Here is a 14,384-nt window from a genome sequence, read left to right on the forward strand (position 1 = left end):
TCAGAGCCGCTTGATCGCGGTGACCTCGCTGCCGGCTTGCTTGATCCTTGCGATGGCCGGCTCGATCGGCTCGATCGCCGTTGCCATGTGATGCGCATTGGCGTGGACCATAGTGTCGGCGTCGCGGACGATGGCGACATGACCCTTCCAGAAAATGAGATCGCCGCGCAGCAAGCTGCTCCGCTCATGCGGCTCCAGCGCGCGGCCGAGGCCGGCCTGCTGCATGTCGCTGTCGCGCGGGCAGCCGATGCCCGCTGATGTCAGCGAGATCTGGACGAGGCCGGAGCAATCGACGCCGAGGCTGCTCTTGCCACCCCAGAGATAGGGCGTGCCGACGAAACGCTCGGCGACTGCGACGAAATCCGGCTCGCGATGGCCAAGCGGGGCGAGATGGGCCTTGGGCAGATATTGTCGGTCGCCCGTCACGGCGAAGCTGCCGTCCTCGCGTGCAACCGCGATCTTCGATCCCATCACCAGCGTGTCCGCCGGCGGCAGCTTGATCGAGGGGCCGGGGAAGGCAAAGGTTCGTAAAGCCCTGACTATGTGGGTCGGCGCGGCCGCAGGCTTCATGAGCGCTGCGTCCGGCAGCCAGCCGACATAGCCGTCACCGGAAAGCTGACCCCATGCCCAGCCTTCGCTGTTGCGGTCGTAGACCGTGACGCGCTCGCCGCGCAACGCTTGCGTCATCAGCATCGCGTTCGGCGACGGCTGCTCGCGCACGGGCGCGATCGCCTCGATCATCTCGAATTCCTCGCCCGTGACGAAGCGATCCGCCTGCACCGTGCCTTCGAGATACTTCGCGGCGAGGTCGCCGCGCGCGGGTGTCAGCCTTGGATCTCGTCCCGGATCACGCATAGCGCTCGCTCAGCAATGTGTAGATCGCGCGCGCGGCCTGGCACTCGCCGCCCTCGGGGCGTGCGGGCTTCGCCGACGGCGTCCAGCCGTAGATGTCGACATGCAGCCAGCTCTTGGCCTGTTCGACGAAGCGTTGCAGGAACAGCGCGCAGATGATCGAGCCGGCAAAGCCGCCTGACGGTGCGTTGGTGATGGTGGCCGTCTTGGAGTCCAGCCACGCATCGTAAGGCGGCCACAGTGGCATGCGCCACAACGGATCGTTCTCCCTCGCCGCGCATCGTGCGACGTCGGCGGCCAGCGCCTCATCATTGGTGTAAAAGGGCGGCAAATCCGGCCCCAGCGCGACGCGTGCCGCTCCCGTCAACGTGCCGAGATCGATCAGCAGGTCCGGCTTTTCCTCGTCCGCCAGCGCCAGCGCGTCGGCGAGCACCAGCCGTCCCTCCGCGTCCGTATTTCCGATCTCGACCGTGATGCGCTTGCGCGAGGTGAAGATATCGAGCGGGCGGAAGGCATTGCCCGCGACCGCGTTCTCCACGGCCGGAATCAGCACGCGCAGTCGCACCTTCAGCTTCGCATCCATCACCATGCGCGCCAGCGCCAGCACGTTGGCGGCGCCGCCCATGTCCTTCTTCATGATCAGCATGCCGCTCGACGGCTTCAAGTCGAGCCCGCCGGTGTCGAAGCAGACGCCCTTGCCGACCAGCGTCACCTTGGGATGGGCCGGGTCGCCCCAGCCGATGTCGATCAGCCGCGGCGCGCGGCTAGATGCCATGCCGACGGCGTGGATCAGCGGAAAATTCGTCTTCAAGTCGTCACCGATGGTGCAGGCAAAGCTTGCACCGAATTCGGCGGCGAGATCCTGCGCGGCCGCGGCCAGCTCCTCCGGCCCCATGTCATTGGCCGGCGTGTTGATGAGGTCGCGCGCCAGTGTTGCGGCGTTCGCCATGCGGTTGATCTCGGTCGCGTCGACGCCGTCGGGCGGCACGAGGCGGACCTCGGGGCGATCCGCCTTGCGGTACCGGGCGAAGCGGTAGCTGCCGAGCGCGAAGGCGAGTGCGGCGAGCCGTGCATCGTGCGGTGCATTGGCGAAGCGATAGATGCCCGGCGGCAGCAGGCCGGGCAGGGCGCCCGGTCGGAACAGGTCGCGCGATCTTGCACCTTCGTCCTCGAGCCCGAACAGCACTTGCGCGATCGCGCCATCGAGCGCGGGCAGCGCGAGATAGCCGCCCGGCTTTGCGGTAAAGGCGCTCGCAATGGCGAACTGGCGTTGCGCCGCCGGTAGCCCCTCGGCGACCTGATCCCAGCTCGACTTGGTGACGAAGGTGATCGGGATGGCGGTAGGCGACGTCTCGAAGACAGAAGGCATTGGCGGGTCCGGATCCAGATCGAGCGGGTCATACGAACGGACGAGATTTCGCAGAGTTTTGCCGCCGCCGCAATCAGCTTTGCTGCCACCGTTCAGCGATCCGCTACTCGCAGCAAGGGGGCCATGCTAGGTTCCGGCAACGGCCGTCGGGTGCGGAGATCTCCGGCGGCCGACGACAAAGCCGGCCGGGAGGAAATGCAATGGAATTTGTGTGGAGCGTGGTCACATTCATCGGCCAGGCGGTCGAGGCGATTTTTGGCTATGTCGAGCATCATCATTGGATATTCGCGTTCCTTGCCGGCGGTTACGCCTTCTATCTCCACGACCGCTCCGTTCACGCGCGGTTCGATGCACTGGACAAGCGCATTGACGAAATCCGCAAGCGGCTCGCCATCGAATATTGATCAAGTGTGCGAAACCATCATCGGGCGGGCCCCGTATCTCATGCCAAGATCCGCGGTTCGCGCGAGCGGCCGCGGGGCTTTACTAGCGCTGCGGTTGTGGCATTATTGGCCAATATTTTAGATTGTGTCGTGCGGGTTCTGCACGTGGCGAAAGTCATTGCTACCTGGCTCATCACGGCCTGGGTTGAAACCGGCCTGAATCTGATCGTCGAAGGCATTTCTCTCATCGTTTGCGCGGCGCGACATTCGCAAATGAGCGACGCAAAATGGATAGATCGTTCGTCATCGTACAGATTTCCGACCTGCATCTGGACGGGTCTGGTCGACTGCTTGCGACGATCGAGACGCTCAATGCCGCAATTCGCGAGAGGATGGCGGACTTCGCGGACATTCCCGATCGCATCCTGCTGATCACCGGCGATATCGTGGACGACCCGACGCCGCCTGCGCTCGACGAAGCGCTCGCAGTCATCGCGTCCTTCCGACAGACCGGGCTGTTCACCGACATCCAGGCAATCGCCGGCAATCACGACGTCAAGCGCTCGAGCCAGCGTGCAGGCCGCTACGACGTCTATGATTACCTGCATTTGCCGCGGACCTCGAAGAGCGTCTACTACCGTCAGGCCGGCCTCGATCTGGTGCTGCTGGATTCCAACCGCGCGAGCCTCACGACGCTCGCGAGCGGCAACGTCGACCAGAGCGCCTATCACGCCATGGTTTCGGATTCCGCGCGGCTGAGCGTCGAGCTCGCGGGCAGCCTCGGCTCGGGCGGCCGCGCCGATTATGCCGAGCCGGTGGAAAACCTCGTGCGCGTGCTGGCGCTGCACCATCATCCACTGCCGCAGGCGACCGGAGAAGGAAAGCGGTTTCTCGGCGTGCCCGACGAACCGCTGATGTATCTCGCCGCGCCCGCGACCTTCCTCGAAGCGGCGACATCGCTCAACGTCGATCTGGTTCTGCACGGACACCGGCATGTCGAAGGGTTGACGCGCTATTCGATTCCCGATCCGCGCGCCATGTCGAGCGAGAGCGATGAAGCATTCTGGCGCACGATCTACGTCTTGTCCTGTCCGTCATCGACCGGGCAGGCCGGTGACGACGCCGGCTTCAACGTCATCCATTTCGGCCCGATGTCCCATCCGATGTCCCATGGCGGCCGCACCGAGTATCGCTTCGCGATCGCCCGCTACTCACGTCCGCGCAAGGATGGTGTCTTCAGGCTCCTCGATTCCAACCTGCCGCACGGCGTCGTCGGGCTGCCGGCCGGGCGGGATTTTTCCCGAGATCCGGCCGTCCAGTCGGGCATCGAGATCGACGCATGCACGACGCTGAAACGGGATCAGGTCGCGGCATTCGCCCGCCGGCTCCTGCTGCGCCGCGCCTTCTATGCCGATGGCGAGGCGGATTGGGCCGATTTGCTCCACGTCTATCTCGTCACCTCCCACGTCTGGGCAGATCTCGAAAGCAAGTTATCGAGATCCGCACGCAAGCATGAGGTCGACGCCGCGGCCACGGTGACATCGCTGCTGCGTCGGTTGATCGAACAATCTGCAAATGTGCTCGGCATCGACGATTTTCAGCTCGACGAGCTCCGCGCGAGGCGTCTGGTCAATCGTGACGACCTTCGGCGCGAATTGCCGAGGGTGGCGCGCCCGGGTATCGATCTCGAGATCGAGACGCGGCAACGATTGCAATTGCTGCGAGACCTGAACGAGCAGGCAAAGGCGCTCGGTCTCGATCCGGGTCTCGGCGGCAAGGTCCCGCCGCCGGCGCCGCAGTGAGGGACGCGGGTCCGGGGAATTAACCGGCCGTTAGGGTTAACAGTCTATTGCTGGCGCGTTCGGCTCGATCAATCGGCTCGAGAGTCAAAGCGTCATGCGTCAACGGTTCGGTCTTGAACGGTTCAGTCTTGGACGGCTCAGTCTTGCCCGGCTTTTCGCGTCCACCTCGCTGGTCGCGGCGGTGGCCATGGGCCTCGGCGGCTGCACGGCGATGTCGAAACTCTCCGACGTCACGGGCTCGGTCGGGCCGCGAGCGGAAGCCGCTCCCACCGATCCCGCGCGTGCTGCCGAAGTCTATGGCGAGCGCTATCGTGCCAATCCCAAAGACGCCGATGCGGCGCTCGCCTACGGTCAGGCCTTGCGCGCCAGCGGCCAGCACGCCCAGGCCGCCGCCGTGCTCGAGCAGGCGACCATCGCCAATCCCGGCAACAAGGCGCTGATGGCCCAATACGGCCGCGCGCTCTCCGACAACGGCAATTTCCAGCAAGCCTTCGACGTGTTGTCGAAGGCGCATTCGCCCGATAACCCGGATTGGCGCCTGCTCTCGGTACAGGGGACGGCGCTCGATCAGATGGGCCGTCACGAGGAAGCGCGCTCCTATTATGCGAGCGCGCTCAAGATCGCGCCTGGCGATCCCGGTGTGCTCTCCAATCTCGGCCTGTCCTATATGTTGTCGAGAGACCTGCCGAAGGCCGAAGACGCCCTGCGGCAAGCCTATGCCTCGCCGCGCGCAAACGCGCGGGTGCGGCAGAATCTCGGTCTGGTCGTCGGTCTCCAGGGCCGCTTCGCCGAAGCCGAGACCATCGTGAAAGCGGACCTGCCGCCGGACCAGGCTGTGGCCAACGTCGCCTATCTCAAGGAAATGCTGACCCGCAACGACGTCCGGCGTGGTGCGCCGAAGCGGATTCCGGTCGCCTCGCTCGGCCAGCCCGACTGATCAGACGTGATCTTCGAGTCTTGATCTTCCAATCTTGAAGGCGCCCGCGGACCGTGCGCGGTCCGCGTCTAACGTCATTGCATCTCGGTGACCTTGATCCCCGTCGGCCCGAGGATGACGACGAACAGCACCGGCAGGAAGAACAGGATCATCGGTACCGTCAGCTTCGGCGGCAGTGCTGCGGCCTTTTTCTCGGCTTCGTTCATGCGCATGTCGCGATTTTCCTGCGCCATCACCCGCAAGGATTGACCGAGCGGGGTGCCGTAACGCTCGGCCTGCTGGAGCGCGAGACATACCGACTTGACGCCCTCGAGCCCGGTGCGCCGCGCGAGGTTCTCGTAGGCGACCTTGCGATCCTGCAAATAGGATAGCTCGGCCGTGGTCAGGGTGAACTCCTCGGACAGCGCGATCGACTGGCTCACGATTTCGACCGCGACCTTCCGGAACGCCATCTCGACCGACATGCCGGATTCGATGCAGATCAGGAGCAGGTCGAGCGCATCGGGAAAGGCGCGCTTGATCGAGAGCTGGCGCTTGGAGATCGCGTTCCTGAGGAACAGCATTGGCGCCTGAAGTCCGAGATAGGCCGCACCGACGCAGATGCCGATCTTGATCGGCAACGACTGCTGCATGTGCGCGATCAGGAACACGTAGATGACCGAACCGACGAATAGCACGATCGGGGCAACCAGGCGGGCGAACAGGAAGGTGATGTAGGGCGCCTGGCCTCGATAGCCCGCCATGATGAGCTTGTCCCGCGCAGCTTCCTGCGCGAGCCATTTGGTCAGGTTGAAGTCATCGACGACCTTCGAGACGAGCTGCTTCGGCGTCTGTCGCAGCGAGACTTTTTCACTCTTGTGGAGGCGCTCGCGCTCGCGCTGCCGGATGCGCTCACGTTCGTTCGCAACCGCCTTCATGCGCTTGGAAAGGCCCTCGCCGGCGAACAGCGGCATCACCAGCGTATAGACGGTGGCGCTGGCGGCGATGGCCGCCAGCAGCATCGTCATGAAGTGAACGTCGTGAAGTTTCGCAACGAGGAACTCTACCATAAGGCACCATCAGAAGTCGAAATTGATCATCTTCTTCATCACCATGATGCCGATCGACATCCAGACGACGCAGCCGACCAGCATGAGCTGGCCGGTGGGATGAGTCCAAAGCATCGAGATGTATCCCGGCGTCGTGAGGTAGACGAGAAACATCACGATCGGCGGCAGCGAGCCGATGATGCCGGCCGAGGCCTTGGCTTCCATCGACATCGCCTGGATCTTCTCTTTCATCTTCTTGCGGTCGCGTAGCACCTTGGAGAGGTTGCCGAGCGCTTCGGAGAGGTTGCCGCCCGATTTCTGCTGGATCGAGATGACGATGCCGAAGAAATTGGCCTCGGGCAGCGGCATGCGATCGTAGAGTCGCGTGCAGGCCTCGCCGAGCGGCATGCCGATCGCCTGCGTCTCGATGATGGACAGAAACTCGGAGCGTAGCGGCTCTGGCGCGTCGGCGGCGACCACCTTGATCGATTCGAACAGCGGCAGGCCCGCCTTGATGCCGCGGACGATCACGTCGACGGCATCGGGCAAGGCGGCCAGGAACTTGTTTTCACGGCGCTTCTTCAGGAAGCCGAGCGCCCAGCGGGGCAGACCGAGCCCGCCGGCAAAAGCGAAGCCGGCGGCACCGAGCAGGCCGCCGCCGATGAACAAGGCGACTGCGAACAGCACGCCCGCCACGACGGCGGATGCGACCCAGAATTTCTGCGGCGTCCAGTCGAGGCCGGCCTGCGACAGGCGTACACTGAGCGATACGCTCTTCTCCTGCTGGCGCCGCGCCTCGAGATCCTTGAGCGAGGTTTCGACCTGCTCGCGGCGCGAGCGCTGCGTCTTCTCGGCGCGGGCCGTGGGCGCCTCGGCGCGCGAGATCGAGGCGCGGCGGCTCTCGGCCTTCCGTTCCCCGGACAGCATCGGATAAAGGAAGACCCAGGCCAGGCCGCCGACGGTCGCGGTGGCAAGGAAGGCGAGGGCAAGGACTTGCATGTTCATGGCTGTGCTGACCTGCTCACGTCGGCGGCGCCACTTCCGCGGCGTCGAGCGCCGCGGCAAGGCGCTTCTCTTCGCCGTAATAGCGGGCGCGTTCCCAGAATTTCGGGCGGCCGATTCCGGTCGACCGGTGCCGGCCGATGATCTTGCCGTTGGCGTCCTCGCCGACCATGTCGTAGAGGAAGACGTCCTGGGTGATGATGGTGTCGCCTTCCATGCCCATCACTTCGGTGATGTGGGTAATGCGGCGCGAACCGTCGCGCAGCCGCGCTGCCTGGACGATGACGTCGATCGAGGCGCAGATCATCTCGCGGATGGTGCGTGAAGGCAGGGAGAAGCCGCCCATCGTGATCATGGATTCGCAGCGCGATAGCGCCTCGCGCGGATTGTTGGCGTGCAGCGTGCCCATCGAGCCGTCATGGCCGGTGTTCATGGCCTGGAGCAGGTCGAACGCCTCGGGTCCGCGGACTTCGCCGACGATGATGCGCTCGGGACGCATACGCAAGCAGTTGCGCACCAGTTCGCGCATGGTGACCTGGCCTTCGCCCTCGATGTTGGGCGGGCGGGTTTCCAGTCGCACTACGTGCGGCTGCTGGAGCTGGAGTTCGGCGGCGTCTTCGCAGGTGATGACGCGCTCGTCGTGCTCGATGTAGTTGGTCAGGCAGTTGAGCAACGTGGTCTTGCCCGAGCCGGTACCGCCGGAGATCAGCACGTTGCAGCGGACGCGGCCGATGATCTGGAGGATTTCCGCGCCTTCCGGCGAGATTGCGCCGAACTTGACGAGCTGATCGAGCGTCAGCTTGTCCTTCTTGAACTTGCGGATGGTCAGCGTGGGGCCGTCGATCGACAGCGGGGGCACGATGGCGTTGACGCGGGAGCCGTCGGCCAGGCGCGCGTCGCAGATCGGCGAGGATTCGTCGACGCGCCGGCCGACCTGGCTGACGATACGCTGGCAGATGTTGAGGAGCTGCTGATTGTCGCGGAAGCGGATACCGGTGCGTTGGATCTTGCCGGCGACCTCGATGTAGACGGTGTCGGCGCCGTTGACCATGATGTCGGCGATGTCGTCGCGCGACAACAGCGGCTCCAGCGGACCGTAGCCGAGGACGTCGTTGCAGATGTCGTCGAGCAGCTCTTCCTGCTCGGCGATCGACATCACGATGTTCTTGATCGCGATGATCTCGTTGACGATGTCCCGGATTTCCTCGCGCGCGGACTCCGAATCGAGCTTGGCGAGCTGGGCGAGGTCGATGGCTTCGATCAGCGCGCCGAAGATGGTCGCCTTGACCTCGTAATAATTGTCCGAGCGGCGGGCTTCCATGGTCGGCGCAGGCTTCGCCGGGGCAAGCGGCGGCGACGAGACTGTCGGCTGCGGCAAGCGCGACACGGCGGGCGCCGGAGCCTGGGCAGGCTCTGGCGACACGGCACCGGGCTTCGGGGCCCGGGCGTCGGCGTCTGTTCCGCTACGCTTACCGAACACTTAAAAACTCCATGCGGCGACCTATTTTCCCCGCAACTTGTCAATCAGGGGTGAAAGCAGGGACGATTTTTGCTTCTTCGTTTCGCTGCGGCCGGTCAGGCGCTGGGCGATCTGAAGGAACATCTCGATCGACTTATGGTTGGCCGAGATTTCCGCGATCATCTGGCCGTTATTGGCCGCCGAGCCGAAGATCTGCGGCTCGAACGGGATCGAGACGACGGGCTGGCTCTCGATCGCCTTGGCGAACTCCGCCGCGGCGATTTCGGGCCGTTTCGGCACGCCGACCTGGTTCAGGCAGTAGAGCGGCGGCCGGTCGTTGGGGCGCGCGGCTTTCAGGAGATCGAACATGTTTTTGGCGTTGCGCAAATTGGCGAGGTCGGGCGCCGCCACGATCAGGATGTCGTCCGCCCCGATCAGGGCGCGTTTGGTCCAGCCCGACCATTGGTGCGGAACGTCGAGCACGATGCAGGGCATGGTGGAGCGCAGCGTGTCGAACACGGCATCGAAAGCGTCGGCGCCGAAATCATAGACCCGATCGAGCGTCGCCGGCGCCGCCAGCAGGCTGAGGTGGTCGGTGCATTTCGACAGCAGGCGGTCGATGAAGGCGGTGTCGACGCGATCGGGCGAGAACACGGCGTCGGCAATGCCCTGCGGCGGATCCTGGTTATAGTCGAGCCCGGCCGTGCCGAAGGCGAGGTCGAGGTCGGCGACGACCGCGTCCATCGCGAGATCGCGGGCGATCGCCCAGGCAACATTGTGGGAGATAGTTGACGCGCCGACGCCGCCCTTGGCGCCAACCACGGCGATGATGCGGCCGACGGCCTTGGCTTCCGGCGCCGAGAACAGGTTGCAGATCGAGCGCACGACGTCGATCGCGCCGACCGGCGCGAGCACGTAGTCGCTGACGCCGCGGCGCACCAGCTCGCGGTAGAGCGTGACGTCGTTGATGCGGCCGATCACGACCACGCGGGTGCCGGCGTCGCAGACGGTCGCGAGATGGTCGAGCCCGCCCAGGAGGTCGTTGCGGCCGTCGCTTTCGAGCACGATCACGTTCGGCGTGGGTGCCGAGCGGTAGGCTTCCACCGCAGCCGCCATACCGCCCATCTGGATCTTCAGATGGGCCTTGCCGAGACGGCGATCTTCGCCGGCCGACTGCACGGCGGCCGCCGTTTCCACGGTCTCGCAGAAAGCCTGGACGGAAACGCGGGGCGCCGGCGCAATATGCTCCTCGACCGGCGGGAGCGATGCCTCGGACTGTTCTTCTTGGGGCTGGCGAGCGTAGCTGATCATCTGCCGGTGTCGCTGAGTTTGGCCTTGTCGGCCTCGGGATAGGCGACCGCCGTCGGCATTCCCTTGCGATACTTCTCGAACGCGGCGGTCCGCCGCGGCGTGTAGGACGGCGTTTCGGGCCGCGGCTGCTCGAGATCCGACGGATTGTCGACCATCGCCGCGAGGTTGCGCTGATAGGCGCAGCCGTAATTGTAATAGTCCTTGTTCTCGAACCAGCTCTTGTTCTTCATCGAAGGGCCGATGTCTTCCGGCCACAGGCCGCAGGGGCCCGCGACCGCCGCGATCTTGGAATAGGTGAGCCGGATCGGCGGCAGGAAGCGCTTGTCCTCCGGTTGGTAAGAGCGGGCGCTGACGCCGCGCGGCGGAACGCCCGCCGCCGACAGGATCGCCTGGATTTCACGCATGGTGTCCGCGACCGGACGCGCGTTGGGCGTGCCGGACGGCACGTCGATCCGGATCGCGCCGGTGCCTTCGTGCATCCAGGCCGAAGCGACGCCCATCACGTCGGCGCGCTGGGCCGCGGTCAAGCCGCCGCGGGCATGGCCGACGAAGACGACGATGGAGCGATTCTGCTCCTCGATGGCGATCGGATGGCGCTGCTTGTAGTCGTCGGGAATGGAGGCCGTGACCGCTTCGTCGTGCTGGCAACCGCCAAGGGCGAGCGCCATGCCGACGAGCGCGCCGCCGAGGTGGATGGCGCGCCTGCGAATCTGGGGTGGTCTAGTGATCTTCATGAAGTCCCCGTTCCGCCTCAGTCGGTGATGAAGCCGTAGGTGCCACGGTAGTTCTTGGCCGGTTCGCTCCGGCCGGGCACGCCGTAGATGCGGTTGATGTTGCCGAGCAGTTCGGCCTGCGGATCCGCAGGCGCGGAGAAGCCATCATCCGGCCGCGACAGATCCTTTTGCGCAACTGCGCGAACGATATAGGGCGTCACGATCACGACCAGCTCGGTCGCGTTGTTGACGAAGTCGCGGCTGCGGAACAGCGTGCCGAGGACCGGGAGCTGCATCAGACCCGGCAGTCCGCTGACCGCCTGCTTGGTCTGCTGCTGGATCAGGCCGGCCATCGCCATCGCGCCGCCGGAGGGAATTTCCAGCGAGGTTTCTGCGCGGCGGGTCTTGATCGAGGGCACCGTAAGCGAGTTGACCGAGGTCGAGGTCACGGCTTGGGACAGCGTGATCGCGTTCTCGTTCGAGAGCTCAGAGACCTCGGTCATCACCCGCAGGCTGATCTTGCCCTCGGTGAGAACGACGGGGGTGAAGTTGAGCGAGATGCCGAACTTCTTGAAGCTGATTTGGGTGGTACAAACGTGCGTGGTGGGGTCGCACGCGTAGCCGGCGGGCACCGGGAATTCACCGCCGGCGATGAATGTTGCCGATTCACCGGAGATCGCGGTCAGGTTCGGTTCGGCCAGCGTCCGGATCACGCCCGCGGTTTCCATCGCTCGCAGGGTGGCCTGCACCGACGGCGCCCCGCCGAATTTGGTGGTCAGGTTGTTACTGTCGACGAGGTTATGGCCGAGAGCCGTGAACGGATTGGAGTTGCTGAAGGTGACGACCGAGGTGCCGTAGCTGAGGTTGGCGGTGAGGTCGATTCCGAGCTGCTTGATGATGCTGCGCTGCACTTCGGCGACTGTCACCTTGAGCATGACCTGGTCGCGGCCGCGGACCACGATCGAGTTCACGACCTTCTCGGGACCGCCGGCGAGGCGCGCAGCGAGGTCGTTGGCCTGCTGGGCTTCGGCTGGATTCGCGGCCGAACCGGTCAGGATGATGCCGTCGCCTAGGCCGTCGATCTGGATGTCTGAATTCGGCAGGACCTGTTTCAGCGCGGCCCGCACGCCGTTGAGGTCGCGCTTGACCGCGATGTCATAGGCCGCAATCTGCTGGCCGGCTGAATCGAAGAACACGATGTTGGTCTGGCCGATCGAGGCGCCGATGATGTAGGCGCGCTGCGCCGAGCGGACGACCGCATTGGCGATCTTGGGATCGGCGACGAGCACGTCCTTGATGTCACGCGGAAGGTCGATCACGATCGACTTGCCGATGCCGAGCGAGAGGAATCGCGCGTTCATCTGACCGTCGGCCGCAGCCTGCGCCACAGGGCGATAATCGGCGGCGACCACAGGGGTCAGCACCGGGTTGAGCGCGAGCGCGACGGCGGCCGAAAACGACAGGGCGCGGACCACAGAGGTTCGCATCGTCGCCAAATTCGCCCTGCATTTCATGTCGACAGTCCTCATCGTGCCTTCGCCGTCGAGCTTGGGATACCGTACCGAATGATCGAGACGCCATCGCGCTTCTGCGCGGAATCATCGAGCGTGATCTCGCTCAGCTTGACGTCGACGATGCTGCGCAACGCCAGCGACAGCGTGCCGCTCTGGCGTGCCGAGGAGAGCGTCGCAGTCTGCGCAGGATTGAGCTCGAGGGTGACGGTCTTGCCGACCACCGCGTTCTGCCCGTCCTTCTCCTTCGGCGCCTGGTCGATGGCCAGGACGCGGATATTGGCCAGGATGATCTCGGACGTGACCACATCGGGAGCGCCGCTGCTCTGGTCCGGGTTCTTGAGACGGCGCGTCAGAAGCACGTCGACGCGGTCGTTGGGGAGGATGAAGCCGCCTGCGCCGGTTTCCGGCGAGATCTCGGTCGAGATCGCCCGCATGCCGGTGGGCAGGATTGCTGCCATGAAGCCGGAGCCTTCCGCCTTGACCAGCTTCTGGTCGCGGATCGGCTCACCCTGGATGAAGGGGGATCGTGCGATCGAGCCGGTGACCTGGGTTACGCCCTCGGGGCGCTCGTTGCGGCGAATGAAGGTGGCGCTGGCGGTCGCGGACGGCCAGGTCTGCCATTGCACGTCTTCCGGCTTGACGGTCTGGCCGAGGCCGATGTCGTTCTTGGCGACTAGGACGTCGACGGTGGGAAGCTGCGCGACCGGAGCCGGAGGCGGCGCAGAATTGTCCGAGCCGCTCGCCAGATACGCGGCGACACCGCCGGCGCAGATGGCGACCGTCAGGACGACAATGCGTGCCCTATTCATACGCTTCACTTTCCACCAAACGCCGCGACGCTGACGCCGCCGTAATCGGCAGTTGACCAGCTATTCGTCAAAGCATGGTTAATGAGGCGTATCTAAATCGCCTTAACGCCGGGTTTACCCGATGCGTTCAGCGCAATGCGAGGTGAGCGAGATCGATCGCCTTCACCCATTCGGTCTCCGGGTAGACCATCAGCGCGCTCAGTGCGAGCGCGATGCCATAGGGAATGCCGCTCTCCTTGGCGTGCAGCCGCGCGAGCCAGGCTTGGCCGGCGAGCCCGTAAGGCAGCGGCCACTGCCGGAACTGGAGCAGGAGCAGCGTCAGCGCCCCGCCGAACAGCGAGGCGTAGAGCAGGAAGTTCATCAGCTGTGCGAAACCGAACCAAAGTGCGACGGAGGCCGCGACCTTGGCATCGCCGCCGCCGACCCAACCCATCGCAAAACAGGTGAAGGCCACGACCAGGACAAGCGTGCCTGAGCCGACATGGCTCAGCATCTCGTAAGGTGCCATGCCACCGGCGAGAGCGAGCGCGAAAAAGCCGGCGACCAGCGCCAGCGATACGCGGTTGGAGATCGTCATCGTGAAGAGGTCGCTTGCGGCGGCAAACGCCATCAGGGCCGGGAAGAGCAGAAGGCGCGCAAGGTCGAGGATCATGGGCTGCGTCTTGAGGCCTGGGTTCGCCGCGGAGCTGGCGTCGCCGGATTCTAGCCGGCAGTGCTAAACAAACCGAAAACGGCGGCAGCGGCTCGAGGGGTGGAACCAGCCGAAGGCGTGCTCACCAAAGGGAGGCGATGCGTGCGGCGAGCGCGACGGTCGCAAGCAGCAGGGCAAGGCAGACCCAGTAGACCGGCGAGCCGGTCTGCGTGGCCTCCGCCGCATTTGCCGCGACCGCGGCATCGGTTCTGTACTTGCTCAACGCCACTGGAACTCGCCGTCTGAAACACAAAGCCCCGGAGGCCCGGGGCTTTTGCCGTCGTTCGTCGATCGCTTACTTCAGCGAGCTGCTGATCGAGGTGAACTTGGCGTTGAGCGTGGTGCCGAGATTGTTGACGACGGTGATGATGGCCAGCGCGATGCCGGCGGCGATCAGACCGTATTCGATGGCGGTGGCGCCGGATTCATCTTTCGCGAAACGCGCAATGAGGTTCTTCATGAACAAAACTCCATCTGGGGTGGGATCGCCTCGTTCGGCGTTGTGCTTGACGCA

General features: G+C 64.8%; 15 protein-coding genes. 3 read left to right on the forward strand and 12 right to left on the reverse strand.

The genetic code is table 11. From position 1 onward, the window contains the following. Both AC0L30_RS07530 and AC0L30_RS07535 read right to left on the reverse strand, forming a co-directional pair. Entirely contained in the window at positions 1 to 855 is an 855-nt protein-coding gene (locus tag AC0L30_RS07530; protein ID WP_354200435.1) for a C40 family peptidase, read from the reverse strand. Continuing rightward, the gene (locus tag AC0L30_RS07535; protein ID WP_354200434.1) at positions 848 to 2,221 is read right to left on the reverse strand and encodes a leucyl aminopeptidase family protein; all 1,374 of its coding nucleotides are present in this window, start codon (positions 2,219 to 2,221) and stop codon (positions 848 to 850) included. Before AC0L30_RS07535 ends, AC0L30_RS07530 begins: the two co-directional genes overlap by 8 nt. A gap of 200 nt (positions 2,222 to 2,421) precedes the next feature. Between AC0L30_RS07535 and AC0L30_RS07540 the strand changes: the two genes are divergently transcribed. The 3 genes from AC0L30_RS07540 (at position 2,422) to AC0L30_RS07550 (ending at position 5,343) form a co-directional block, all read left to right on the forward strand. Continuing rightward, positions 2,422 to 2,625 (forward strand): hypothetical protein, encoded by a 204-nt coding sequence (locus AC0L30_RS07540; protein WP_007599763.1) that lies wholly within the window; start codon positions 2,422 to 2,424, stop codon positions 2,623 to 2,625. Between the two features lie 266 nt (positions 2,626 to 2,891). After that, entirely contained in the window at positions 2,892 to 4,406 is a 1,515-nt protein-coding gene (locus AC0L30_RS07545) for a metallophosphoesterase family protein (protein ID WP_007599764.1), read from the forward strand. A gap of 94 nt (positions 4,407 to 4,500) precedes the next feature. Next, a complete protein-coding gene (locus AC0L30_RS07550; RefSeq protein WP_354200433.1) occupies positions 4,501 to 5,343 on the forward strand; it encodes a tetratricopeptide repeat protein in 843 nt (280 codons plus the stop codon). A gap of 74 nt (positions 5,344 to 5,417) precedes the next feature. Here AC0L30_RS07550 and AC0L30_RS07555 read toward each other — a convergent pair whose 3' ends face one another. From AC0L30_RS07555 to AC0L30_RS07600, 10 genes are all read right to left on the reverse strand, one after another. After that, a complete protein-coding gene (locus AC0L30_RS07555; RefSeq protein ID WP_007599767.1) occupies positions 5,418 to 6,392 on the reverse strand; it encodes a type II secretion system F family protein in 975 nt (324 codons plus the stop codon). 9 nt (positions 6,393 to 6,401) lie between these two features. Next, the gene (locus AC0L30_RS07560) at positions 6,402 to 7,376 is read right to left on the reverse strand and encodes a type II secretion system F family protein (RefSeq protein WP_473404101.1); all 975 of its coding nucleotides are present in this window, start codon (positions 7,374 to 7,376) and stop codon (positions 6,402 to 6,404) included. Between the two features lie 16 nt (positions 7,377 to 7,392). Then, positions 7,393 to 8,853, reverse strand: coding sequence for a CpaF family protein (locus AC0L30_RS07565; protein WP_354159461.1), 1,461 nt, complete (start codon positions 8,851 to 8,853; stop codon positions 7,393 to 7,395). Positions 8,854 to 8,874: 21 nt separating this feature from the next. Beyond that, entirely contained in the window at positions 8,875 to 10,143 is a 1,269-nt protein-coding gene (locus tag AC0L30_RS07570; protein WP_007599774.1) for a CpaE/TadZ family protein, read from the reverse strand. Continuing rightward, the gene (locus AC0L30_RS07575; RefSeq protein WP_007599776.1) at positions 10,140 to 10,877 is read right to left on the reverse strand and encodes a CpaD family pilus assembly protein; all 738 of its coding nucleotides are present in this window, start codon (positions 10,875 to 10,877) and stop codon (positions 10,140 to 10,142) included. Before AC0L30_RS07575 ends, AC0L30_RS07570 begins: the two co-directional genes overlap by 4 nt. A gap of 17 nt (positions 10,878 to 10,894) precedes the next feature. Then, on the reverse strand, positions 10,895 to 12,370 hold the full coding sequence (locus AC0L30_RS07580) for a type II and III secretion system protein family protein (protein WP_007599778.1): 1,476 nt from the start codon (positions 12,368 to 12,370) through the stop codon (positions 10,895 to 10,897). A gap of 11 nt (positions 12,371 to 12,381) precedes the next feature. Further along, a complete protein-coding gene (cpaB, locus tag AC0L30_RS07585; protein ID WP_219682905.1) occupies positions 12,382 to 13,179 on the reverse strand; it encodes a Flp pilus assembly protein CpaB in 798 nt (265 codons plus the stop codon). 127 nt (positions 13,180 to 13,306) lie between these two features. Then, positions 13,307 to 13,831 carry an A24 family peptidase gene (locus AC0L30_RS07590; protein ID WP_007599781.1) on the reverse strand — a complete coding sequence of 175 codons (525 nt, stop codon included), beginning with the start codon at positions 13,829 to 13,831 and terminating at the stop codon, positions 13,307 to 13,309. Positions 13,832 to 13,952: 121 nt separating this feature from the next. Continuing rightward, positions 13,953 to 14,093 (reverse strand): hypothetical protein, encoded by a 141-nt coding sequence (locus AC0L30_RS07595; protein ID WP_198288341.1) that lies wholly within the window; start codon positions 14,091 to 14,093, stop codon positions 13,953 to 13,955. A gap of 72 nt (positions 14,094 to 14,165) precedes the next feature. After that, positions 14,166 to 14,330 carry a Flp family type IVb pilin gene (locus tag AC0L30_RS07600; RefSeq protein ID WP_007599783.1) on the reverse strand — a complete coding sequence of 55 codons (165 nt, stop codon included), beginning with the start codon at positions 14,328 to 14,330 and terminating at the stop codon, positions 14,166 to 14,168. Positions 14,331 to 14,384 lie beyond the last annotated feature (54 nt).

Source organism: Bradyrhizobium sp. MI1.11, assembly GCF_055811255.1.